The following is a 22,643-nucleotide window of genomic DNA, read 5'->3' as shown; positions in this document are numbered from 1 at the left end:
GACTTTCATGTTTCTGGATGCGGAGCTGGCGACGATCGCGGTGTGCTGGCGGATCGAGCGGCGGGATGGGGTGGCGATCGGGTTGACCGCGCATGATCGCGATCTGGTGGTCGACGGGCTGGTGCACCGCGCCGCGCCGGGGATGACACCGTCGGCGATCGAGCGCTCCGCGGGGCTGGAGGCGGACACGATGGATGTCGCGGGGGCGCTGAGGAGTGCGGCGATCGACGAGCGCGATCTGCTCGCCGGGCGCTGGGACGGCGCGCGCGTCGCGCTGTTCGCGGTCGACTGGACCGATCCGCGGGCGCGCGCCGATCTGGGGAGCGGGTTGATCGGTGCGGTCGAGCTGGGCGAAACCGGCTTTACCGCGGAACTGCGGGGGAGCAGCGCGGCGCTGGATCGGCCGGTGGTCGAGGAGACGTCGCCCGAATGTCGCGCGGAGCTGGGCGATCGGCGCTGTCGGGTGGCAATGGCGGGGCGGCGAAGGTTCGCGCGCGTGGTGGCGTGCGTCGGGCCGGTGGTGACGCTCGATCTTGCGACGGCCGGGCTCGGCGGCGGGCTGGTGCGCTGGTTCGGTGGCGCGAACGGTGGGCTGGAGAGCGCGATCGCGGCGGCCGACGGCGCGGCGGTGACGCTCCGGGCGGTACCGACTTTCGTGGTCGAGGCGGGCGCGCTAGTCGAAGTGGTCGAGGGGTGCGACAAGAGTCTCGCCACCTGTGCCGCGCGGTTCGGCAACGCGGCGAATTTTCGCGGCGAACCGCATCTGCCGGGGATCGACCTGCTCACGCGGTATCCGGGCGCGTGAGCGTCGTTGCTGAGGCAGCGCTGCGCGCGGTGGGGACGCGGTTCCGGTTGCATGGGCGGGGGGCGGACGGGCTCGATTGCGTCGGGCTGGTGGCGCTGGCGTTGCAGGCGGGGGGCCTCCGGGGGGCGGTGCCGACCGGCTATGCGCTGCGCGGCGGCCACGTGGCGATGCTCGACCGGATGCTGGTGCGGATCGTCGGCGCGGCGGAAAGCGGCGACGTGCTGCTGATGGCGGTCGGGCCGGGGCAGTTTCATCTGGGGATCAGGACGGCGGGCGGATTCGTGCATGCGGACGCGGGGTTGCGGCGCGTGGTGGAGCGGCCGGGAATGCCGCCCTGGCCGTTGATCGGTGTCTGGCGGATGGGGGAATGACATGGCGACCTTGATCCTGACGGCGGTGGGTACCGCGGTGGGCGGACCGATCGGCGGCGCGATCGGCGCGCTGATCGGGCAATCGGTCGATCACGCGCTGTTCGCGCCCAAGCGGCGCGAGGGGCCGCGGCTGGTCGAGCTGGCGGTGCAGACGTCGTCGTACGGGAACCAGATCCCGAAACTGTTCGGGACGCTGCGCGTGGCGGGGACGGTGATCTGGGCGACCGACCTGATCGAGAGCCGGTCGACGTCGCGGGGCGGCAAGGGGCAGCCGAGCACCTCGACCTATTCCTATGCGGCGTCGTTCGCGGTGCTGCTGTCGGCGCGTGCGATCCTGGGGGTGGGGCGGATCTGGGCGGAGGGGAAATTGCTGCGCGGGGCGGGCGGCGATTTCAAGACCGCGACGGGGTTCCGGCTGCATCTCGGCGGCGAGGACCAGGCGGTCGATCCGCTGATCGCGTCGGCGGAAGGGGGCGCGACACCGGCATATAGAGGCGCGGCGTATGCGGTGTTCGAGATGTTGCAGCTGGCGGATTTCGGCAATCGGATCCCGTCGCTGACGTTCGAGGTGATCGCGGATCAGGGCGCGGTGCTGGTGTCGACGATCGCAAGGTCGCTGGCGCCCGAGGTGTCGGGGGCTGCGGCGTTGTCGGTCGGTGGGTTCGCGGCGTCGGGCGGGAGCGTCCGCGCCGTGCTCGACTTGCTCGGGCAGGCGACCGGCGCGTGGTTCGCGCCGGTCGGCGACGGGCTGGCGATGCGCGATGCGGCGGCTGCCGTCGTGCGTGTCGCGGACGAAGGTTTCGCGGTCGGCGACAAGGGCGCGCGGCGGACGCGTGCGGTCGCCGCGATCGAGACGGTGCCGCGGACCGTGACGCTCGGCTATTATGATGCGGCGCGCGATTACCAGACGGGCGTGCAGCGCGCGCGGCGGCCGGGCGCCGGCGTGCGCGACGAGCGGGTCGAGGTGCCGGCGGTGCTCGACGCGGGTGCGGCCAAGACGGTGGCGGAGGCGATTCTGGCGCGGGCCGAGGCGGGGCGCGTGCGGCGGACGGTGACGAGCGGGTTCGCGGCGATGGCGATCGCGCCGGGTGCCTGCGTGACGATCGCGGGCGAGGCGGGCGTCTGGCGGGTGACCGACACCGCGATCGAAGGAATGGTAACCACGCTCGGCCTCGTGCCGGTGACGATCGCGTCGATCCCGGCGACCGCGACCAGCGGCCGGGTGGTCGGCGCGGTCGATGCGGTGGTCGGCGCGACGATCCTCCACGCGTTCGAGATACCGGGGCTCGACGATGCGCCGTTGTCGATGCCGCGGATGACCGTGGTCGCGGCGGGCGCAGGCGCGGGGTGGCGGCAGGCGGCGTTGCTCTACAGCATCGACGACGGGATCAGCTGGACGGCGGCGGGCGCGAGCGCGGCGCCCGGCGTGATCGGTGTGGTCGAGGCGGTGGTGCCGGGCGGGCCGGCGACGATGATCGACCGGCGCGGCGCGTTCGACGTGCGGCTCGCGCATCCTGCCATGATGCTGGCGGATGCCGATGCGGACGCGCTCGACCGGGGCAGCAATCTCGCGCTGCTCGGCGACGAGCTGGTGCAGTTCGGGCGGGCCGAGCCGCTCGGCGGGGGACGATGGCGGCTGCGGACGCTGTTGCGGGGGCGGCGGGGCACCGAGGCGGCGAGTCCGCAAGTCGCGGGCGATCGGTTCGTGCTGTTGGAGACGGATGCCGCGCGGACGATCGACCTGCCGCTGTCGGTGCTCGGCCGCGAAGTGCGGGTGATGGCGTCGGGCGTCGGCGACATGAGCCCGGTCGAGATGCGCTGCGTGCTCCGCGGCGCCTCGGTCGTGCCGCCGTCGCCGGTCCACGTCACCTTCACGCGTGACGGCGACGGCGGCGCGACGGTGCGCTGGGTTCGTCGCAGCCGCGCCGGGTGGCGCTGGATCGATGGGGTGGATGCGCCGCTCGCCGAGGAAAGCGAAGCGTACCGGGTGACGATCGCCGCGGGCGGCGTGACGCGCACCGTCGACACGACCGCGCCGCTCGTCACGCTGACCGACACCGATCTGGCCGGTGGCGCGGTCTCGCTGGCGATATCCCAGCGCGGAATCTTCGGCGAATCGCTGACGGCGCACCTGACGATACCGGCCTGAATTCGAACGACAGGGGGAGTGGACCATGAGCGACACGACATCGCGGCTTTCGCTGCCGCTGCTGCAACCGGGGCAGGCGCAGAAAGAATCGACACACAACGAGGCATTGGCGATCCTCGATATCGCGGTGCAGGCGAGTGTCCTTGCGGTCGGTGCGACGGTGCCGCCGGCCGACCCGGAACAGGGGGCGGCATGGATCCTCGGCGCGGCGCCGACCGGCGACTGGGCCGGACACGCGTTCGCGCTCGCAGCCTGGACGGCCGGCGGCTGGCGATTCGTCGTGCCGCGCGAGGGAATGATGGTGTGGCATGGCGGCGACCGACACATCGTGCGGTTCAGTGCGGGAACCTGGGTAAGCGGCGTGATGTCGGGCACCAACGTGACGATCGGCGGGCAGATCGTGGTCGGCGCACGGCGTCCGGCGATCGCGAATCCGCCTGCGCTGCTCGCCGGCGCCACGCTCGCGGATAGCGACGCGAGAAGCGCAATCGTGGCCATCCTGGACGCATTGCGCGGGCACGGGATGATATCTGCCTGAAACACGGCGAAAACTGTGTCGTTCCTGCCACAGTGGGAACTTTTGTTCGCTTGCGTGGAAACAAGGCCGAGGATAGGGAGTTTGCGATGTCCGTGTGACACTCATGAAAGGGGATTTAGTATGCGGAAGCTTGCCGTCGTTCTGGCACTCGCCTCCACCGCACTCGCCACTCCCGCCCTCGCCCGCGACAAGTCGTGGTACGTTGGCGCTGAAGGCGGTGCGATGATCGTTGAAGACATCAACTATGACATCGGTGCTCTCAAGAGCGCTGGGTCGGTTGATCATAACTATGGCTATGACGTCGATGGCGTCATGGGCTACGATTTCGGTGGTTTCCGTCTGGAAACCGAAGTCGGCTATCGTCGTGCAACCGTTGACGGCTACACGTCGTCCACGACCACGCCGACCTTCACGCAGGCTGGCGTTCGCGGCAATGCCGCAGCTGGCAGCTACGATGGTGCCGGTGGTTCGTCGTCGGCGCTCAGCTTCATGCTGAACGGCCTTCTGGACTTCGGTCCGGACGACGGCATCCAGGGCTTCGTCGGCGGCGGTGTCGGTGTTGCTCGCGTCAAGGCGAAGTACGGCCTCACCAGCGGTGGCGACTTCCTGAACGACTCGGACACCGTGTTCGCGTATCAGGGTCTTGCCGGTATCCGTGCACCGCTCAGCAACCACGTCGACGCAACGTTGAAGTATCGCTTCTTCAATGCCGAGAACGTCAAGCTGGTCGACGTGTCGAACCGCGTGTTCGACGGTCGTTACCGCTCGCACAGCATCCTCGGTGGCCTGACGTACAACTTCGGTTCGCCTGCCGAGCCAGCACCGCCGCCGCCAGCACCGGCACCTGAGCCGGTTGCGCCGCCAGCGCCGCCGCCGCCAGCAGAGGTCGTCTGCTCGCCTGGTCCGTTCATCGTGTTCTTCGAATGGGACAAGTCGGACATCACGCCAGAGGCAGCATCGATCCTCGACAACGCCGTCACGCAGTACCAGTCGTGCGGCAATGCCCAGGTCATGATCGCGGGCTTCACCGACAAGTCGGGTGCAGCATCGTACAACGTCGGTCTCTCGCAGCGTCGTGCAGACGCCGCCAAGGCGTACCTTTCGTCGCATGCCATCCCAGAGGGTGTCATCTCGACGGAAGCGTTCGGCGAGACCCGTCCGCGCGTCGAGACCGCCGATGGCGTTCGCGAAGTGCAGAACCGTCGCGTGGAAGTCACCTACGGTCCGGGTTCGGGCCAGTAAGACTTTCGCCAGTCGACCCTCGGGTCGGCTACGGAACGAAGATCGGGGAGGTCGGCGCAAGCCGGCCTCCCTTTTCTTTTGCGCGCCGGAGGTGTTCAGCATTTCAGGGGTTGGACCAGGCTGATCGAGATGGCTTTGATCGAGATGGCTTTGATCGAGATGGCTTTGATCGAGAGTGGCTTGATCGAGATTGGCGTGGCCTTGCCTGTCGCCGATGCAGCGTCCAGCATAGCGCTTTGCCGCGGGGGACATGACATTGGTCATCGCGCATATCCTGACGATCGGTGCCGCCATTCTCCAGGGGGCGACCGCTCCTCGCGAACCCGGCGTGCCCCAGCAAAACGGGTCGGCATCGGCCGGTTCGGTAACATCGCTGCCCACGCCGAGCAGCCCAACGCCCAGCGGCCCCACTCCGCGCGGGCCGTCCGACGCTCAGCGTATCGCGCAGGCGGCAAGGCTCGGATCGCTGCTCTATACGTTCGATCGGGCGGCGTGGGTCAGTTCGGATGCGTTGACCGCCGCGATCCCGAAAAGCGAACTGCGCGGTCCCGGCGGGTATGTCGTCGAGCAGCCCGACCCGCGGACGTTGCACGTGACCTATTATCGCGGGGCAGGCGTTGCGGCGCAGGCGTTCTTCGTGGCGGACGTGCGCGGCGGGAAGGTCGTGTCGCAGGAGGTCCTCGTGCGACCGGCCGCGCTGACATCCGCGCAGGCTCTTTTGGTGCGCGCCCGCGAGGTGGCGACACAGGCGGCCGTCGCGCGCGGGTACAAGCCCTGCACGCCGTTGTCGTTCAACAGCGTCGTGCTCCCGCCGCAAAAGGACGGGTTGATCGCGGTCTACCTGCTGTCGGCACAGAAGGAGGCGACGACGTTTCCGATGGGCGGCCACTACCGCGTGCTCGTCGATCGCGATGGCAGAGTGGTGGCATCACGCCCCTACACGCTCGGCTGCCTCGCGATGACCGCGCCGAAGCTGCCGCCGGGCGCGACGCCGGTCGGGTTCGTGGTCAATCATCTGCTCGATCCCGTCCCGACCGAGATCCATGTGTTCGCCTCGTACAGCCTGCATATGCCGGTGTTCGTCGCGACGCCGGACAAGCGCGTGTGGCGGGTCAAGGGCAGCGAGATCACGCCGTCGTCGGCGAAGTGACCGCGCGCCGTTGGTCGGTCTTCAGTCCGATGCGGTTTCCGCCAGCGCCGCGGCCAGCCACTCCGGGACGATCGCGTCGCCGAGCGCGTCGATGCGGCGGTGCTCGACCATCAGGCCGAGCTCCGGATAGGCGGCGCGGGTGCGCGGTCCGGTTTCGGTGAGCGGTGCGACGACGAGCCGGCGGTTGACCTTGGCGCGGTGATGCATTCGCGCGGTGTTCTCCTGCCCGACGTAACACCCCTTGGTGAAACTGACGCCGTTCAGTTCGCGGGCGTTGCATTCGAGCCACAAGGTCTCGCCTGCGCCAAGCTCGCCGACGCCCTCGGCGACGCCCAGCGACAGGCGATGCGCGTGCCAATCGCGCGTCGGCTCTGACGCCGGGGCGAGCCAGCGCCGGCCGAGGGCGGCGAGACGCGGGTCGGGGATGCCCTCTCCCGCTGACGACCAATGCACCTTGCGGTCATCGGGCTGGATCGTGATCGCGCGACGCAGTCGGTACATCGACAGGCGTTTCGCGAGCGCCTCGGCCTGTGCTGCCTCGGCATCGATCAGCACCGCATCGCCGTCTGCCCAGAGGATGAAGTCGAACAGCGCCTTGCCCTGCGGCGAGAGCAGCGCGGCCCAGGCGGGGGTGTCGGGCGTGAGCGCCGCGGTATCGGCGGTGACGAGGCCTTGCAGGAAGCCGCGCACGTCGTCGCCGGCGACGCGGATCACGCTGCGGTCGGCGAGCATCGTTGCGGAAGATTGCTGGTCCATAGCCACCACCTAGTGCGCGGACGGCGATTTCCAAGCTGGATCGCACCGCGGGATATCACCACAGGGATATGGCGCCGACGCGCCCGCGCCGATAGGAGGAGCGCATGACCGAGCGCCTCACGATCCGCCGCCCCGACGACTGGCACGTCCACCTGCGCGATGGCGCGATGCTGGACGCGGTCGCGCACCACACCGCGCGGCAGTTCGCGCGCGCGATCATCATGCCGAACCTTACTCCGCCGGTGACGACGATCGACGCCGCGAAGGCGTATCGCGAGCGGATCATGGCGGCGCTTGGCGGAGACGTCGGTTTCACCCCGCTGATGACGTGTTACCTGACCGACGGTACCGATCCGGCGGAGATCGAGCGCGGCTATGCGGAGGGCGTGTTCGCGGCGTGCAAGCTGTACCCCGCGCATGCGACGACCAACTCGGCGCACGGCGTCACCGATATCCGCGCGCTGACCGGGGTGCTGGAGACGTTGCAGCGAATCGGCATGCCGCTGCTGATCCACGGCGAGGTGACCGACAAGTCGATCGACATCTTCGACCGCGAGGCGGTGTTCGTCGAGCGCGTGCTGACGCCGCTGACGCGCGACTATCCCGCGCTTAAGATCGTGCTCGAGCATATCACCACCGCCGAGGCCGCGGCCTTCGTCACCGAGGCGGCGCACCCGATCGCCGCGACGATCACGCCGCAGCATCTGCTGATCAACCGCAACGCGCTGTTCGACGGCGGGCTCAGGCCGCATGCCTATTGCCTGCCGGTGCTGAAGCGCGAGACGCACCGCCTCGCGGTCCGCAAGGCGGCGGTATCGGGATCGCCGCGGTTTTTCCTCGGCACCGACAGCGCGCCGCATGTCGTCGGCGCGAAGGAATCGGGCTGCGGGTGCGCGGGAATCTTCAACGCGCCGTTCGCGCTCGAGGCATATCTGCGCGTGTTCGAGGAAGAGGGTGCGATCGACAAGTTCGAAGCGTTCGCGTCCGAGCATGGCGCGCGGTTCTACGGGCTGCCGCTGAACGACGGCACGGTGACGCTGGTGCGCGATGCGGTCGAGGTGCCGGCGTCGATCGGCGAGGGCGCGACCGCGGTGGTGCCGTTCCTCGCGGGGACGACGGTCGGGTGGCGATTCGAGGTGTGATTCCCAGCCCTTAGCAGCATGCGCGTCCCGCTGGTCCCGTCCTTCCACCTGTCATTCCAGTGACAGCCGGGATATTCTGGGTGACGGACACGACGCGCCCTGAGGGCTTCGACATTCGCTCGGTGGCACTAAGCGAACCGTCGCCGCGATACCCGTCCCACTGTTTGTGCTAGAGCGGTGAAGCTTTCAGTCGGTCCAGCCATAACCGCGCTTCCTTCTGCTCGCCGACCGCGCTGGCGCTGACCGGGCCGCGCGCCGCGAAGAAGTCGTGGTGGAGCGCGAACGGCTCGAGCAGCAGGCGGTCGCGCATTGCGTCGATGTCCGCACCCATGTCGGTGAGCGCGTCGATCGTCGGCGCGATCGCGGCGCGGACGCGGCGGTCGGCGCTGCGGTCGAACAGCCCGAGCGATCCCGACGCGGTCTTCTCCAGCGCGGCGATCAGGGTGTCGCGGTACTCGGTTTCGAGATCCTCGCGCTGGGCGTCGAGACGGGCGAGGCGGTCGGGTTTTGCCATTGGCCTGGGGTAGCGCGTGGGGAGGGGGCGTCAACTCGTCGCCTGGATTTGCCGGGCGTGGGAATGTTGGCGGGCGGTGTGAGCGGCTTGGGCGTGTCGCGTGTGGCGCGCGTCATGGGCAAAGCCCATGCCGTCGGACGGGCTATGCCCGCCGGCCGGGCTTGGCGGAGTCAGCCGGGCGTGGCCGGCTGCCCGCCTGCGCCTTGCCGGAGTCAGCCGTACGTGGCCGGCTGCCCGCCTTCGCTTAAAACGGTAGCCACCGGCTCTTGTGCGTGATGTTCATGTAGCCGACGTTGACGCCCGCGCGCCAGCCGACGCCGAGGCGGATCGGGATCAGGACGACGTTGCCGCGCCGCAGATAGGTCGCGGCGAACCCTCCGACCAGGTACAGACGGCCCTCGACCGCAGGGAAGCGCTTGTAGAGTTCCTCGGTGTCGTAGAGGTTGTAGACCAGCACGAAGACCTTGTTCGCATCGCCGCCGACGTCAAAGCCGACCGACGGCCCGGTCCAGTAGACCGGCTGCTGGCCCTCGACCTTGTGGCTCATGATCCCCGAGCCGTAGCGCACGCCGAGGATGAACGCGCCCGACGCCTCGCGCCCGGCGATGTACGCATTGGGCTGGCCCTGGTCCTTGAGGATCTTCTCGAGGATGCCGCCGAGCCCGGCCGCGCCCTTGCCGAACACGCCTTCACCCGCCGCCAGCAGGTCATCGCGCTGATAGGTGTCGGCGGCCTGCGTCGTCGCTTCCGCGCGGGCGGTCGGCGAGGCCGGGTCCGCCGTTGGAGGCGACGCCGAATTCTGCGGCGGGGGCGAGGAGGGCGTGGGGTCGGACTGGACCTGCGTATCGATATCGGCGGGCCGCGACGGCTGCGTGGTCGTCTGCGCGCGCGACGGCGCGGTATAGGCGCGCGGCGCGAGGTCGCCATCGATCGCCTGATTGGGATCGATCGTGCGCACCTGCGCGGCGGCACCGCCAGTGCCTCCACACATCGCAGCGGCGAAGGCACCCAAGCCGAGCCAGAAGTCACGCATGATCATTGTCCCCAAACCGGCGTCCGCAAACGGGGCACCAAACGATCGACCTTGAAACCATCGACCCCGACATGGTCGATCCGATCGGACCGGTCGACCCGGTCCTTTCGCTCGGCCAGCGTAACCAACCTCGGCCTTGCCGCGCAATGAACGAACCGCCTGGCCGTGTCGAATTTGGGCGAATTCGCGATGAATGACACGAAGAGAGCGAATGACGCGAAGACAGCCGTTGCCCCCCGCGACGACCCTCGCTATAGCCCCGCATCTGCTGCAGCCGGAGACGTGGGTGAGTGGCTGAAACCAGCGGTTTGCTAAACCGCCGTACCGGGTTTACTGGTACCGAGGGTTCGAATCCCTCCGTCTCCGCCATTTTAATGTCCCACAGCATATCACACCATCTCGGAAGCCTAGGATTTATCTCGCTTTTCATAGCGCGGTAGTCTCACGCGGTCCCATAGTTTCCCAGCCAAGCGCATGCTTGTTGGGGTATTTTGGGGGTACGCTGAAGACGTTCTGAGGGTATCAAGTGCTGACCGAATTATGCTGCCGTCAGGCCAAGGCGGCAAACAAGAGCTACAAGTTGTCCGATGCCCGGGGGCTTCGCATGTTCGTGACGACCGCCGGCTTCCGTTCTTGGCGCGGTCCGGCCGACTTATATTAATACGGGTGATCCAGATGATCCACGCGTCAGGATGACTGAGATTACTCCCGGAAGCGTCCGCGTATGAACATCTTGATCGATCACGCCAACTTGATGGCCATGACCAGCTTGCAGCTTTGACGGCAGCCAAGGTTCACCTGCCGATCCACGAGGCGCTGGATATCGTTCTGGTCGAACTCGAGCGTGGCCGTGTGGTGTTCGAGGGTTCGCCGTCGCGCAAGGTCTACAACCCGATCGGATCGGTGCATGGCGGCTATGCGGCGACATTGCTCGACAGCGCCTGCGGCGCCGCGGTCCATTCCAGCCTGCTGGCGGGTCAGGGGTTTACGACATTGGAACTCAAGGTGTCGTATCATCGGCCTTGAGCGAGGCGAGCGGACCAGTGCGTGCCGAGGGCAAGATGATTTCCTTAGGGCGCCGCGCTGCTTTTTCCGAAGCTAGACTGCTGGATGCACAGGGTCGACTATGTGCGTCCGCGACATCGACCCTCCTGATTTCCCGATGACACCTCCCGCTGCGTGAACCAATCGAGCGTGGGCCAGTTGTGCCCGCATTCGACTTTAGCCGGCCTGCCTCATTCGAAAGCAGCCGTTCACGTTCGGGCCATCGTTCGATGACAATGATCGGCAACCAGTCATTCGAGGCGTTGGAAACAGCATGACCATCAAGCCTATCGCGGTCGTCTTCGCCGCAGCTCTGGCACTTTCAATTGCGGCCCCTGCAATGGCCGTGGGCGATCTTCCAGGTAAGCTCAGTCAACGACAGGCGGCAGCGATATACAAAAAAATCCGCCCCCTGCTCGCGGCTGAGGGTGCGACCTGTCCGGCCGGTCAAACGGTGGAGACAGGTATCGTGACAGGCGGTTCAAGCCCTTCCGGTGGTTCTCAGACAACAACGATCATGTTCAATCGTGGCGGGAAGGTCGTTATCAGCCGCACGTGGGATTCAAACGTCGGCAAAAAGCTGACGATATCAACGAAGATTGATTGTTCATGAGCATGGAGCCGAGCAGGCGGCGTTGATGTCCCCATCCCGCGATTCGCTGGATAACCCCTCCGCCACAACCACGCTTTTCTGCGGCTTTCGGCTCGGGCCGCACCCCTATTTCGCGATGCTGGACGGTGAAACGATTGGGCATGGACAGACCTTCGATCGGTGCGGGGATCAAGAGCGCGGGCGACGCGCGGCACGATGCGCCCGCACTTCGCGCAGGGTGGCATTCGGGGTAAGGCCGGTCGCCGTCACCTTCGGCACGGCGACGCGCTGCGACAGGTAGATGCCGTTGTGACCCGAGCAGAAGTAGGCGACGAAGCAGGCCACTGCGATCGGCACCGCATAGGCAGCGCCGAACAGCTCGATCCCCATGAAGGTGCAGGCGAGCGGTGTATTGGCGGCCCCAGCGAACAGCGCGACGAACCCGATCGCTGCGAACACGCCGGTCGGCACGCCGAACATAGGGGCAAGCGCATTGCCGAGCGCCGCGCCGATGAAGAACAGCGGAGTGACCTCGCCGCCCTTGAAGCCGGCACTGAGCGTGATGACGGTGAACAGCAGTTTGAGCGCCCAACTCCACGGATGCGTCTCAGGGCCGAAGAAGCTGGCGAGGGTGAGGCCGTCAGGTGTCGGCGACAGCGTGCCGAGACCGAGATAGTCGCGCGTGCCGAACAGGTGGACGAGCGCGATGACCGCGATCCCGCCAAGGACCGGGCGCAGCGGGCCATAGGGAACGATCCGCTTAAGCCACCCACCCAGCGCATGATTGGCTTCCGCGAAGACGAGACCGACCAACCCGAACGCCACCCCGGCGATGCCGGCTTTGGCGACGAGCAGTGCATCGACCGGCACCAGCGTGGCGATCCGGTACACCCCGTGATGAATGCCCCATGCGAGGCACATCCAGTCACCGACCAGCGCCGCGACGAGGCACGGCACCAGCGCGCGATATTCGACGCGTCCGATTGCCAGCACCTCCAGCGCGAACACTGCGCCCGCGATCGGCGTGCCGAACACCGCGCCGAACCCGGCCGCGATTCCGCCCATCAGCAGGATGCGGGTGCCGTCCGCATCGAGCTTGAGCGCCCGATCAACGCCGCTGGCGAGACTGCCGCCCAACTGGACGGCGGTGCCTTCCCGTCCGGCCGAACCGCCGAACAGATGCGTCACTACCGTGCCAAGGAAGATGAGTGGTGCCATCCGCAACGGCACCCCGCCGCCCGGTTCGTGGATTTGCTCGACGATGAGGTTGTTGCCGCCCTCCACCGAACGACCGGTCAGATGGTACAGCAGCCCTACCACGAAGCCGCCTACCGGCAGCAGGTAGAGCAGCCAGGGCGATGCGAACCGCAGGCGTGTAACCGCGTCGAGGCTCCATAGAAATGCCGCACAGAGCGTGCCAACGAGTGCGGCCATCGGCACCAGAATAAGCGCCCAGCGCATCACCGACACGGCATGGTCGTGACGATCGCGGACAAACGCCGCCACATTCAGGTCGTTATAGAGATTACGAAACGTCGCGTGCACGATTCCTCCTTGCTGCCTTGCGGCGCTTGGTAGGAATCATCGGCCCTTGCGAGGGCGGTTCGGCCGAATAGCCTGGCGGAAATCCATCGCCGTTGCGGCGCCTATGTCGTCTGAGGGCAAACTCGTCAACGGCCGGTTTCGGTCAAGTTGCCGTTTGACCATGCGGGGTGGGAGCGGGCGTTGGCGCGACGTCGATATTGGCGCAGGTTCACTGGATGCCCCAGCGCTTGAACCTGACCGCCCTCCTCGTCGACGAATACGAGACCGCTCTCGCCTTCTTCGTCGGAAAGCTTGGCTTCGAGTTGCGTGAAGATACCGCGCTGACAGATGACAAGCGATGGGTGGTGGTCGCACCGTATGGCGCGGCGAGCGGACTGCTACTAGCGAAGGCTGTCGGCGACCGGCAACGTAGGGCAATCGGCGATCAAAGCGGCGGGCGCGTGTTCCTGTTTCTCGAAACAGAAGACTTCACCCGTGACTACTTCGCCTACACGGAACAGGGTATCCGCTTCGTCGAGGCGCCTCGCCATGAGCCATACGGCACCGTGGCCTTCTTCGAAGACCTCTACGGCAACCGATGGGATCTGATCGAACCTTTCACCCGGCAAGCGATGATCCCTGCGCACCTACCCAGATGAGCGACAATGACGTCCAGTTCGGTAACATGCGCGCTGGTCGGCAAGAGGATCGCACCGCGTTCGACGGAGGCTTCGCCCCCGGCCATCGTCTCGATCTCGCGCATCGGATAGTGTTGCAACTCGCGCTCGTCGTAGAGAATGTCGCGTGCCATCGCGACCTGCTCGACGGGACACACGACGTGTACGCGGTACAGCGCTTCGGTCTAGCCCTGTCCCGCCGTCCGGAGGCCGAGATCGACGAAGGCTGCCGGCCCTAAGGCGACCAGGACGTTGATACGAAGTTCCGCGGTTCGCGTGCCCAGTACGAAGGCCGTCGCGAGAGATGCGAAGGTGACCGTCAGGGCGGGGACATCCAAATCGACCATCACGGGTTCCGTGGGACGACTGATTCACCAGCAGCGGGATGTTGCCAATCGCCCCCCATCGCCTGAAACAGCGCTACGGTATTGCTCAGCCGCCCGGTCTGCGCCTGGATGACGCCGAGCCGGGCCTGGAGATACGTCGCCTGCGCCTGGATCAGGTAGGTGTTGTCGACGTCGCCGAGTGCCGCCCGGCTCTTTGCGATCGTCAGGCTGCCGGCTGCGGAGGTTTCGGCACGCGTCTGCGCCGCCAGAAGATCGCCGTTCGCGCGGATCGCCTCGAGCGTGTCGGCCACGTTCTGGAACGCCGTCAGCACCGCGCTCCTGTATTGCGCGGCAGCCTGATCGCGCAAAGCACGCGCCGCCCGAGCACGTCTCGCCAGCGTGCCGCCATCGAAGATCGGCTGGAGCAGCCCCGCCGTCAGGTTATAGAAGAAACCGCCGGGTCCGGTCAGCGCGGAGAATGTTTCGCCGACCAGGCCGGAATCCGCGCTGAGGGTGAGGCTGGGCAGGCGGGCGGCGATCGCGACGCCGTATTGTGCGTTGAGCGCGCGTATATTTGCCTCGGCGAGCCCGATATCGGGGCGCTGCTCCAGCAACTGCGCGGGCAGGCTTACCGGCAACTCGGTTGGCAAGGCGAACGACGCCAGCGTGAAGATGGCCTCTGGCTGATCCCGGGGTGGACGCCCAAGCAGCACGGCAAGCGCATTGCGCTGCTGTGCGAGTTGCCGACGCAGATCGGGCAACAACGCCTCGGTCTGTGCCAGTGCCGCATCCTGGGCGACGACGTCGCCGCGCGGAATGGATCCGAGTTCGAACTGGCGCTGGATCAGCGCGCGCAGACGGCGTTGCTGGTCCGCCAGATCGAGCGTTACCGCCAGCTGTCCGCGTAATTGCGCCTCCTGAAGCGCCGCGTTCACGACGTTGGCGGCAAGCGTGAGATAGGTCGCCTCCACCGTGAAGCGTTGGGCATCGCGCTGCGCCGCAGCGGATTCGATCGTCCGTCGGACGCCCCCGAACAGGTCGGGGGTGTAACCGACGCTCAACTGCCCGGTGTAGACATTGAAGATCGACGCGCCGGAGCTTTGCGGCGACGCGATCTCGGATGCCACGCGCTGGCGGTTCGCGGTCGCGCCCGCCGTCACGGTCGGCAACAGCGCACCGCGTTCGGCGCGATAGGTCTCCCGCGCCGCTCGCAAGGCCGCTTGGGCCGCCTCGACGTCCGGGTTGGCCGCGAAGGCCTGCGCGACGAGCCGATCGAGGTCCGGCGAACCAAATGCGGTCCACCATTTTGCCTGTGGGCGCGCGCCGATCAGAAAGCGTTGCGCGTCGCCGATCGGGATCGCCGTGGCGGTCGTCTGAACGGGGAGCGGGGCAGACGTATAGCGGTCCGTCCGCGGCAGTTCGGGCCGCACGTAGCGCGGACCGACGGCACAGCCCGAGAGAGTGGCCAGCAGCATGACGGGCAGGGGGAGGGATCGGAGTGTCATAGCGAAGGCTCCAGCACGGGATCGGCGGAAGGACGTGGCGCAGCGGAGGCCTTCGCCTCGACGCGCCGCTCGATCAGGAAGTAGAGCGCCGGGATCAGGAACAGCGTCAGGAAGGTCGTCAGGACGAGCCCTCCGACCACGACCGTACCGATCCCGCGCTGCACGTCGCTGCCGACGCCGGTGGCGAGCGCAGCCGGCAGCATCCCGACGGTTGCCACGGTCGCGGTGGTCAGCACGGGGCGAAGCCGCTCGGCCGCGCCCTCGATCACCGCGTCGATCAGTGCCAACCCGCGGCTTCGCGCCGCGTTCAGGTTCGACACCATAATGATCCCGTTCTGCACCGCGACGCCGAACAGCGCGATGAACCCTACCGCCGATGCGACATTCAGCGTCACCCCTGTCAGATGCAGCGCGATCAGTCCTCCCAATGCCGCGAGCGGTACGAGGCCCAGCACCAGCAGCGCGTAGCGGAACACGCCGAACAGCGAATAGAGCAGGATCAGCATCAGCGCCGCGACGATGCCGAAGATGATGCGCAACCGCGCCTCGGCCCGCCGCTGGTTCTCGAACTGGCCACCGAAGGTCAGCTCGAACCTGCTGTGATCGTATTTTACCTGCGAGGCGATCTTGGACTGGGCCTCGGCAAGGAAGCTGGTCAGGTCACGGTCGCGATAGTCCAGCTTCACGGTGAGATGGCGGCGCGTCAGTTCGCGCGTGATCGTGCTTTCGCCCGCCTGATAGCCGATCGTGGCGACCGAGGAGAGCGGGACATGCGCCCCGCTGGTCGTGGTCAGGACGAGGTCGCCCAGATGCTCCACCGTATCCCGCGCGGCAGCCGGAAAGCGCACCGCCAGGTCGTACACCCGCTCGCCGACGAAGATCTGCGAGAAGCCCTGTCCACCGACCGCGGTCGCCAGCAGGTCGTTCACGTCGGCGATGCTGATGCCGTAGCGGGCCAGGGCGCTGCGATCGACCTTGACGACGACCTGGGGCAGGGGCGGCTCCTGATCGATCGCCACGCCGTAGGAGCCGCGCACCGACTGCAGCACGCTGACGATGTCCTGCGCGATCCGCCGACCTTCCTTCAGGTCCTCGCCGAAGACCTTGACCACGAGTGCGCTGTGCGCACCGGAGATCTTGTCGTTGACGCCATCGATCATCGGTTGGCTGAAACCGATCTGATAGCCGGGCAACCGCGATAGCCGCGCGTTCATCCGTCGAACGAGTTCGTCCTTGCTCTCATGGTCGGGCCAGGTGTCGTACGGTTTCAGGCCGACGCTCGACTCGATATGCGACGGCGTGAAGGGATCCGTGCCGTCGTCGTTACGCCCGGTCTGCGTGACCATGTACGACACTTCGGGGAAGCTCAACACCTCGGCACGCAGGTCGCCCGCCATCCGTTTTGCGGTATCCAGGGAAATCCCCGCGGGCATCGAGACCTGGAGCCAGAGCGACCCTTCGTCGAGTTCGGGCAGATATTCCCGACCGACCGTCGCGCCGAGCCCGACCACCGCAACCGCGGCGACCAACACGGTCGCAACCGCGATCCGCGGGCGCGCGATGAGCGCGGCGAGCGACCGGCGATAGCCCGTCTCGGCGCGCATGAGGACCGGGTTGTGGACGATCCGCCGGGGCTTGCGCAGCATCATATAGGCCAGCGCCGGCACCAGGGTCAGCGACAGGACGAGCGCGCCGAGCAGCGAATAGCCGACCGCATAGGCCATTGGCGAGAACAGCTTGGCCTCGACGCGCTGGAACGCGAACAGCGGGAGATACGCGGCGATGATGATGAGCGTCGCGAAGAAGATCGGCCGCGCGACGGATACTGCGGCCTGGCGGACGTCCTGTTCGCTCAGCACCGCGTCGGGGTCCGCCTCGCGACGGCGCAGGATCGCTTCGGTCATCACGATCGCGCCGTCCACGAGGATACCGAAATCGATCGCGCCGAGTGACAGCAGGTTCGCAGACACGCCGGTCAGGTACATCAGTGCGAACGCGACGAGCATGGCGAACGGTATCACCACCGCGACGATCAGCGCGGCGCGTGCACTTCCGAGGAACAGGATCAGCACGAAGACGACGAGGCCGATTCCCAGGAAGACGGTGTGCGAGACCTTGTGGATCGTCGCGTCGATCAGGTTGCTGCGATCGATATAGGGCACGATCCGCACGTCCTGCGCCTTCAGCGCGGCATTGAGCCGATCGACCTTGGCGTGGAGCGCATCCAGCACCGGCCCGGCATTGGCGCCCTTCAGCAGAAGCGCGATTCCTTCGATCGAGTCGTTGTTGTAGTCCTTGCCGAGGATGCCGTGACGTTCCTGGTTGCCGAGTTTCAGAGTGCCGAGATCCGCGACACGGACGGGCGTACCGTCCTTCGTCTTGACGGTGATCGCGCCGATATCGTCGAGCGTCCGGAGCCGGCCGATACCGCGCACGACATAGCCGAGCTCTCCGCGGTTCACGACGCTGCCGCCCGCGTTCGCGTTGTTGGCACCGATCGCATCGGTGACGTCCTTCAAGGCGATCCCGTAGCGCGACAGCGCAGCTGGATCGATCTCGAGCTGATACTGCGTGGTGATACCGCCGAAATTGTTGACGTTGGCGATGCCATCGATGCCGCGTAGCGCGGGGATGACCGTCCAGCGCTGGATCTCGGACAGCTCGCGCAGCGACTTCGTGTCGCTCTCGAGCGTGTAGCGATAGACCTCGCCGATCGGCGACGTGAAATCATCGAGTCCGGCCTCGACGCCCTCGGGCAGATCGGCCGCGGCGATCCGCTCCTGCAGCCGCTGACGCGCCCAATAGCCTTCGACGCCGTCCTTGAAGACCACCGTGATGAGCGTCAGGCCGAAGGCGGTGCGGGAGCGCATCATCGCGAGGCCGGGCGTGCCGTTCAACGCGCGCTCCAGCGGCACGGTGACCTGCTGCTCCATCTCCTCCGCGGCGAGCCCGGGAGATTGGGCGATCACCTGTGAACTGGTATCGGCGATGTCGGGATAGGCCTCGACCGCGAGCTGGGACCAGGAATAATAGCCGAAGATCGCGATCAGGATCGCCAGCAGCGCCATGATGAAACGCTTCGCGAGCGCGAAGCCGACGAGCCGATCAATCATTGATCAGCACTCCGCCGCGTACGATCACGCGCTCGCCGGCCTTCAGGCCCCTCGATATCGTCGTCCGCGCGCCGAGACTGTACCCAGCCTCGACCGTACGGGGCACGAAGGTCCAGGGTGCGACTTCGACATAGACCTGACTGCCCTCGTCCTTCAGGAACAGCGCGCCGGTCGGAACGGAGACCGCCGGTACCGCTGCTGCCTGGAACGAGACGGTCGCGAACATGCCGGGCTTCAATCGACGACCGCCGTCGGGGAATGCGAGGCGCACTTTCATGCGCCGTGTCTCGGGATCCAGAACATCGCTGACCGAGGCGACTCGGCTCTGTACCGGCGCGTCGGGATATGCGGCAAAGCGCACGCTCGCCGGCTGGCCGACATGAACCGATGCGAGATCCTTCTCGGGGACTTCGACCGTGACGAAGACACGGTTGAGATCGGTGATCGTCATCAGCGACTGGGTCGCGTCGTTCCACACCGCCCCGCGTGCTGCTGCAAGATCGGTGACGCTGCCGCTGCTCGGCGCGACGATGGTCAGGACCTGCGCACCGCCTCGCTGGCGCAGCGGCGCGCCGACGATCCGCAGCTTCGCGGTGGCGCTCCGCAGATCGGCCTGCGCGGTGGCATAGTCGTTCTCGGCCTGAAGCACGTCCTTTTGCGCTCCACCACCGGCATCGAACAACGCGCTTGCTCGCGCCTTGCTGCGGGTCGCGAGCGCCATTGCGGCGGTCGCACGCGCCTCGTCCGCATAGGCCTGCGCCAGATCGGAGGACACCATGGTTGCAAGCGGTTGTCCCGCCCGGACATGGTCGCCGAGCCCGACGCGCAGCGACACGATCCGGCCCGTCAGTGCAGGCGCGACCTTCGACTGAAGCGCAGGATCCGCCTCGACTGACGCCGGCAGGTCGAGCGTGCGGCCTTCGGTCGAAGTGCCTACCGCGGCGACTGCGATCCGCGTGCGAAGCGGCGATCCCGCCGGCACGAAAATCCGGTCGCCCTTGCGTTCGACGATCGGCGCCTGGCGGGCAGGCTCGTGCGACTGCGCGCCGCCACACGCCGACACGGTCAGGATCAGGCAGCCGAGGAGCATCGAGCGCAACGCCAGCGCGCCCGCCGGGAGCTGGGAAACGAAAACAGACATCTGAACAACTCCGGAGAGGCGTGGTGCTATCGGCGGCATGGCGCGCGCGATGCGGATCGGGTGAGGAGCTGGCGGGCGACCAGAAGTCGGCGCGTTCGCTCGTCAGCGGAGGACTGCGGCTCGCGCAGGGCGGCGATTGCCCGGGCGACGGTCGCGGCGTTCGAAAAGCGGCGACCGATGGCGCAAAGTCGGCGCGCGATACCGGTAATGGGCTGCACACGCCGGGTCACAACCATGCCTCGAACCGGGCGATGTACCAGCGCTTCACCCCTTGCGTGAGCACGAGGTAGCCGAGCAACGTGGCGGCCAGAATCGGGAAGTAGCGAAGCGGCAGCGGTACCAGTCCCACTGCGGCGCCGAGCGGAGTGAACGGGATCGCGATCCCGACCGCCATGATCGCACCGGTCAGCAGCAGAACCGGCAGCGCGGCCGTGCTCTGGATGAAGGGAATCTTCCGCGTGCGGATCAGGTGGACGACCAGCGTCTGGGACAGCAGCCCCTCGATGAACCAGCCGGACTGGAACAGCGCCTGTTCGCCGATCGTGTTGGCCGAGAAGACCTTCCACATCACGAAGAACGTCGCGATATCGAAGATCGAACTGATCGGTCCGATGCAGACCATGAACCGCGCGATGTCGCCAGCAAACCATTTGCGCGGCCGCGCGAGATAGTCGGCGTCCATCCGATCCCACGGAATCGAAAGCTGCGACACGTCGTAGCAGAGATTCTGGATCAGCAGCTGGATCGGGAGCATCGGCAGGAACGGCAGGAAGGCGCTTGCGACCAGAACCGAGAACACGTTCCCGAAATTGGAGGATGCGGTCATCTTGATGTACTTGATGATGTTGCCGAACGTCTGACGGCCCATCATCACGCCGTCGCCGAGCACCGTCAGGCTCTTTTCGAGGAGGATGATGTCCGCCGATTCCTTGGCGATGTCGGCGCCGGTATCGACCGAGACTCCCACATCCGCATCACGCAGCGCGGCTGCATCGTTGATACCGTCGCCCAGGAAGCCGACCGTGTGCCCCTTGGCTTGGATCGCCCGCACGATCCGCGCCTTCTGGAGCGGCGAGATCTTGGCGAAGACCATAGTGGCGTCGACCACCGCCCTGAGCTGGTCGTCGCTCATCGCCTCTACCTCATGGCCGAGGACCGGCGTTCCGGCATCGAGCCCGACATCGCCGCAGACCTTGCGCGCGACGGTCGCGTTGTCACCGGTCAGGATCTTGATCGCGACGCCGTGATCGCGCAGCGCGGCGATGGCAGGTCCGGCGCTGTCCTTGGGTGGATCAAGGAAGGCGAGCATCCCCTGAAGCGTCAGGCCGCTTTCATCCGCAACCCGGTACAGGCCGTGTCCTTGTTCGAACGTACGCGTCGCGACCAGCACGACACGCATGCCCTCGACGTTGAGCGCATCGGCGCGGGCGCGTAACTCGCGGCGATGGTCGGTGGAGAGCGGCGTGACGATCTGCCCGATGCGCATCGTCGTGCAGATGGCGAGCATCTCCTCGACCGCCCCCTTGCAGACCATGAGATGCGCGCCGGCCTGATCCTCGACCACCACGGACAGCCGTCGCCGTACGAAATCGAAGGGGATCTCGTCGATCTTGGAATGCTTTGCGATGATCGCCACGGCATCGCCGTGTGCATCGCCATGCTCGACGACCGCGGCGTCCAGCAAGTTCTTGAGGCCGCTCTGGAAATGGCTGTTGAGAAACGCGTAGGTGAATACGCTCTCGTCCCGCTGACCGTCGAGCGACAGATGATATTCGAGGATGACGCGGTCCTGCGTCAGCGTGCCGGTCTTGTCGGTGCACAGAACATCCATCGCCCCGAGATTCTGGATGGCGTTCAGCCGCTTCACGACGACCTTGCGCTTAGCGAGCGCTACCGCACCCTTGGCCAGGTTCGCCGTGACGATCAGCGGCAGCATCTCGGGCGTCAGGCCGACCGCGACCGAGATCGCGAACAACAGAGCCTGAAGCCAGTCGCCCTTCGCCACCCCGTTGATGACGAACACGATGGGCACCATGACCAGCATGAGCCGGATGAGCAGCCAGCTGACGCTGTTGACGCCGCGATCGAAGGCGGTCGGCGGGCGCTTGCCCACGACCGCGCGGGCCAGCGACCCGAAATAGCTGCGCGTGCCGGTCGCGACGACGATCGCGGTCGCCTGTCCACTGACCACGTTGGTGCCCATGAAGCAGCGGTTCGCCGCATCGAGCGCCGATCGCGTGTCATGCCTGGCGTCTGAACCCGAGACTTGCTCCGTGGCCGCGTCGAGCACGTCGTGTTTCTCGACCGGCAGCGACTCCCCTGTCAGGATCGCCTGGCTGACGAAAAGGTCGCGCGACCTGACGAGCCGCAGGTCTGCGGGCACCATGTCCCCCGCCGAAAGATGGACTATGTCGCCCACGACCAGATCGCGCATCGGGATCTCGCGTTGTCGTGGCGCTGACGTGGGATGATCGCGACGCGCGACCGTTGCGGTCGTGCTGACCATCGCCTTCAGTGCCTCGGCCGCACGGCTCGAGCGGAACTCCTGCCAGAAACGCAGCGTCACGCTCAGGCCGACCATCACCGACACGACAATCACAGGCTTCAGATCGGTGCGGTCCGATAGATAGGAGATCGTCGCGAGCGCGAAGAGCACCCAGATGAACGGATTGTTGAAGGCCGTGGCGAGCTGCACGAGCCAATGGGGTGGCCGGTCGTGCGCGACTTCGTTGGGGCCTTCGCTCCGCAGCCGTGTCCGAGCAGCCGCATTGGTCAGCCCGTCCGTGCCGCTGCCAAGAGCGGCGAAGCACTGCGCGATCGTCTGATCGTCATCGGACGTCGACGCATCGTTGTCGGAGTTCGGACGATGCCCGACGCCCGCGCCTATCCTGAGCGCCGACGCATTTCGACCTTTAGGCCAGGCAGCGCCGAGTGCGCGGGGAAGGAACGCGAAGGTCTTCATGATATCACCTGTCGGGTGCGTCGCGAGAGGGGCGCGCCGAGCGGGGGCATGCCGTGTTC

21 protein-coding genes, 1 tRNA gene and 1 riboswitch are annotated in these 22,643 nt (G+C 66.7%); of the genes, 11 read left to right on the top strand and 11 right to left on the bottom strand.

The features are described from left to right. Positions 1-7: 7 nt before the first annotated feature. The 5 genes from ASF09_RS08835 (at position 8) to ASF09_RS08815 (ending at position 5,105) form a co-directional block, all read left to right on the top strand. Positions 8-805, top strand: coding sequence for a DUF2163 domain-containing protein (locus ASF09_RS08835; RefSeq protein ID WP_060525895.1), 798 nt, complete (start codon positions 8-10; stop codon positions 803-805). After that, on the top strand, positions 802-1,176 hold the full coding sequence (locus ASF09_RS08830) for a hypothetical protein (RefSeq protein WP_060525894.1): 375 nt from the start codon (positions 802-804) through the stop codon (positions 1,174-1,176). Before ASF09_RS08835 ends, ASF09_RS08830 begins: the two co-directional genes overlap by 4 nt. A 1-nt stretch (position 1,177) precedes the next feature. Further along, positions 1,178-3,325, top strand: coding sequence for a phage tail protein (locus tag ASF09_RS08825; protein WP_060525893.1), 2,148 nt, complete (start codon positions 1,178-1,180; stop codon positions 3,323-3,325). A gap of 25 nt (positions 3,326-3,350) precedes the next feature. Continuing rightward, positions 3,351-3,863, top strand: a complete 513-nt coding sequence (locus ASF09_RS08820) for a DUF2793 domain-containing protein (protein ID WP_060525892.1) — start codon at positions 3,351-3,353, stop codon at positions 3,861-3,863. Between the two features lie 120 nt (positions 3,864-3,983). Beyond that, positions 3,984-5,105: an OmpA family protein gene (locus tag ASF09_RS08815; RefSeq protein ID WP_060525891.1), complete on the top strand. Its 1,122-nt coding sequence runs from the start codon at positions 3,984-3,986 to the stop codon at positions 5,103-5,105. A 95-nt stretch (positions 5,106-5,200) separates the two neighbouring features. On the opposite strand, the gene ASF09_RS21070 is transcribed toward ASF09_RS08815, so the two are convergent. Next, positions 5,201-5,335: a hypothetical protein gene (locus tag ASF09_RS21070; RefSeq protein WP_268795621.1), complete on the bottom strand. Its 135-nt coding sequence runs from the start codon at positions 5,333-5,335 to the stop codon at positions 5,201-5,203. A gap of 20 nt (positions 5,336-5,355) precedes the next feature. Here ASF09_RS21070 and ASF09_RS08810 point away from each other — a divergent pair, with 20 nt between their 5' ends. Further along, positions 5,356-6,255, top strand: a complete 900-nt coding sequence (locus tag ASF09_RS08810; protein WP_060525890.1) for a hypothetical protein — start codon at positions 5,356-5,358, stop codon at positions 6,253-6,255. Between the two features lie 21 nt (positions 6,256-6,276). Here ASF09_RS08810 and ygfZ read toward each other — a convergent pair whose 3' ends face one another. Continuing rightward, a complete protein-coding gene (gene ygfZ, locus ASF09_RS08805; RefSeq protein ID WP_060525889.1) occupies positions 6,277-7,011 on the bottom strand; it encodes a CAF17-like 4Fe-4S cluster assembly/insertion protein YgfZ in 735 nt (244 codons plus the stop codon). Positions 7,012-7,115: 104 nt separating this feature from the next. On the opposite strand from ygfZ, the gene pyrC reads away from it, so the two are divergent. Further along, entirely contained in the window at positions 7,116-8,153 is a 1,038-nt protein-coding gene (pyrC, locus tag ASF09_RS08800; RefSeq protein WP_060525888.1) for a dihydroorotase, read from the top strand. A 169-nt stretch (positions 8,154-8,322) separates the two neighbouring features. On the opposite strand, the gene ASF09_RS08795 is transcribed toward pyrC, so the two are convergent. Continuing rightward, complete coding sequence (locus ASF09_RS08795; RefSeq protein WP_060525887.1) at positions 8,323-8,667, bottom strand: hypothetical protein; 345 nt, start codon at positions 8,665-8,667, stop codon at positions 8,323-8,325. A 244-nt stretch (positions 8,668-8,911) separates the two neighbouring features. After that, the gene (locus ASF09_RS08790; RefSeq protein ID WP_060525886.1) at positions 8,912-9,706 is read right to left on the bottom strand and encodes a DUF1134 domain-containing protein; all 795 of its coding nucleotides are present in this window, start codon (positions 9,704-9,706) and stop codon (positions 8,912-8,914) included. A 270-nt stretch (positions 9,707-9,976) separates the two neighbouring features. Here ASF09_RS08790 and ASF09_RS08785 point away from each other — a divergent pair. The 3 genes from ASF09_RS08785 to ASF09_RS20275 all read left to right on the top strand — a co-directional run bounded on the left by ASF09_RS08785 (position 9,977) and on the right by ASF09_RS20275 (position 11,357). Continuing rightward, a tRNA-Ser gene (locus ASF09_RS08785) sits at positions 9,977-10,069 on the top strand. A gap of 408 nt (positions 10,070-10,477) precedes the next feature. After that, positions 10,478-10,726, top strand: a complete 249-nt coding sequence (locus ASF09_RS20945) for a PaaI family thioesterase (RefSeq protein WP_235529763.1) — start codon at positions 10,478-10,480, stop codon at positions 10,724-10,726. Between the two features lie 292 nt (positions 10,727-11,018). After that, on the top strand, positions 11,019-11,357 hold the full coding sequence (locus tag ASF09_RS20275) for a hypothetical protein (protein ID WP_147453186.1): 339 nt from the start codon (positions 11,019-11,021) through the stop codon (positions 11,355-11,357). 168 nt (positions 11,358-11,525) lie between these two features. Here the strand turns inward: ASF09_RS20275 and ASF09_RS08775 are convergent, their stop codons facing one another. Continuing rightward, a complete protein-coding gene (locus ASF09_RS08775; protein ID WP_060525885.1) occupies positions 11,526-12,881 on the bottom strand; it encodes a voltage-gated chloride channel family protein in 1,356 nt (451 codons plus the stop codon). Between the two features lie 23 nt (positions 12,882-12,904). Beyond that, a riboswitch (Fluoride riboswitch) is annotated at positions 12,905-12,981 on the bottom strand. 127 nt (positions 12,982-13,108) lie between these two features. On the opposite strand from ASF09_RS08775, the gene ASF09_RS08770 reads away from it, so the two are divergent. Continuing rightward, a complete protein-coding gene (locus tag ASF09_RS08770) occupies positions 13,109-13,519 on the top strand; it encodes a VOC family protein (RefSeq protein ID WP_327196562.1) in 411 nt (136 codons plus the stop codon). Here ASF09_RS08770 and ASF09_RS21220 read toward each other — a convergent pair. From ASF09_RS21220 to mgtA, 6 genes are all read right to left on the bottom strand, one after another. Then, positions 13,447-13,671: a hypothetical protein gene (locus ASF09_RS21220; protein WP_443024978.1), complete on the bottom strand. Its 225-nt coding sequence runs from the start codon at positions 13,669-13,671 to the stop codon at positions 13,447-13,449. The two genes, ASF09_RS08770 and ASF09_RS21220, sit on opposite strands and share 73 nt — an antisense overlap. A gap of 51 nt (positions 13,672-13,722) precedes the next feature. Beyond that, positions 13,723-13,884, bottom strand: coding sequence for a hypothetical protein (locus ASF09_RS21215; protein WP_443024977.1), 162 nt, complete (start codon positions 13,882-13,884; stop codon positions 13,723-13,725). Next, entirely contained in the window at positions 13,884-15,368 is a 1,485-nt protein-coding gene (locus ASF09_RS08760) for an efflux transporter outer membrane subunit (RefSeq protein WP_082444204.1), read from the bottom strand. The genes ASF09_RS21215 and ASF09_RS08760 overlap by 1 nt, the downstream gene beginning before the upstream one ends. Continuing rightward, positions 15,365-18,481: an efflux RND transporter permease subunit gene (locus ASF09_RS08755; RefSeq protein ID WP_060525881.1), complete on the bottom strand. Its 3,117-nt coding sequence runs from the start codon at positions 18,479-18,481 to the stop codon at positions 15,365-15,367. The genes ASF09_RS08760 and ASF09_RS08755 overlap by 4 nt, the downstream gene beginning before the upstream one ends. Then, entirely contained in the window at positions 18,474-19,622 is a 1,149-nt protein-coding gene (locus ASF09_RS08750; protein WP_060525880.1) for an efflux RND transporter periplasmic adaptor subunit, read from the bottom strand. Before ASF09_RS08750 ends, ASF09_RS08755 begins: the two co-directional genes overlap by 8 nt. Before the next feature lie 226 nt (positions 19,623-19,848). Further along, positions 19,849-22,584, bottom strand: a complete 2,736-nt coding sequence (gene mgtA / locus ASF09_RS08745) for a magnesium-translocating P-type ATPase (protein WP_082444202.1) — start codon at positions 22,582-22,584, stop codon at positions 19,849-19,851. Positions 22,585-22,643: the final 59 nt, after the last annotated feature.

The sequence above is a fragment of the Sphingomonas sp. Leaf242 genome, assembly GCF_001422045.1.
Lineage (GTDB): Bacteria > Pseudomonadota > Alphaproteobacteria > Sphingomonadales > Sphingomonadaceae > Sphingomonas.
The sequence above is the reverse complement of the archived record's forward strand: the minus strand, read 5'-3'. Positions and strand labels throughout refer to the sequence as shown.

What these genes read in the sequence shown, in the direction of transcription:
- ASF09_RS08795 (WP_060525887.1), bottom strand. Translation starts at nt 8,667, where the DNA reads ATGGCAAAACCCGACCGCCTCGCCCGTCTCGACGCCCAGCGCGAGGAT.
- ASF09_RS21215 (WP_443024977.1), bottom strand. Translation starts at nt 13,884, where the DNA reads ATGGTCGATTTGGATGTCCCCGCCCTGACGGTCACCTTCGCATCTCTC.
- ASF09_RS08810 (WP_060525890.1), top strand. Translation starts at nt 5,356, where the DNA reads ATGACATTGGTCATCGCGCATATCCTGACGATCGGTGCCGCCATTCTC.
- ASF09_RS08835 (WP_060525895.1), top strand. Translation starts at nt 8, where the DNA reads ATGTTTCTGGATGCGGAGCTGGCGACGATCGCGGTGTGCTGGCGGATC.
- ASF09_RS08750 (WP_060525880.1), bottom strand. Translation starts at nt 19,622, where the DNA reads ATGTCTGTTTTCGTTTCCCAGCTCCCGGCGGGCGCGCTGGCGTTGCGC.
- ASF09_RS21070 (WP_268795621.1), bottom strand. Translation starts at nt 5,335, where the DNA reads ATGCTGGACGCTGCATCGGCGACAGGCAAGGCCACGCCAATCTCGATC.
- ygfZ (WP_060525889.1), bottom strand. Translation starts at nt 7,011, where the DNA reads ATGGACCAGCAATCTTCCGCAACGATGCTCGCCGACCGCAGCGTGATC.
- ASF09_RS08820 (WP_060525892.1), top strand. Translation starts at nt 3,351, where the DNA reads ATGAGCGACACGACATCGCGGCTTTCGCTGCCGCTGCTGCAACCGGGG.
- pyrC (WP_060525888.1), top strand. Translation starts at nt 7,116, where the DNA reads ATGACCGAGCGCCTCACGATCCGCCGCCCCGACGACTGGCACGTCCAC.
- ASF09_RS08790 (WP_060525886.1), bottom strand. Translation starts at nt 9,706, where the DNA reads ATGATCATGCGTGACTTCTGGCTCGGCTTGGGTGCCTTCGCCGCTGCG.
- mgtA (WP_082444202.1), bottom strand. Translation starts at nt 22,584, where the DNA reads ATGAAGACCTTCGCGTTCCTTCCCCGCGCACTCGGCGCTGCCTGGCCT.
- ASF09_RS21220 (WP_443024978.1), bottom strand. Translation starts at nt 13,671, where the DNA reads ATGGCACGCGACATTCTCTACGACGAGCGCGAGTTGCAACACTATCCG.
- ASF09_RS20275 (WP_147453186.1), top strand. Translation starts at nt 11,019, where the DNA reads ATGACCATCAAGCCTATCGCGGTCGTCTTCGCCGCAGCTCTGGCACTT.
- ASF09_RS08760 (WP_082444204.1), bottom strand. Translation starts at nt 15,368, where the DNA reads ATGACACTCCGATCCCTCCCCCTGCCCGTCATGCTGCTGGCCACTCTC.
- ASF09_RS08825 (WP_060525893.1), top strand. Translation starts at nt 1,178, where the DNA reads ATGGCGACCTTGATCCTGACGGCGGTGGGTACCGCGGTGGGCGGACCG.
- ASF09_RS08755 (WP_060525881.1), bottom strand. Translation starts at nt 18,481, where the DNA reads ATGATTGATCGGCTCGTCGGCTTCGCGCTCGCGAAGCGTTTCATCATG.
- ASF09_RS08815 (WP_060525891.1), top strand. Translation starts at nt 3,984, where the DNA reads ATGCGGAAGCTTGCCGTCGTTCTGGCACTCGCCTCCACCGCACTCGCC.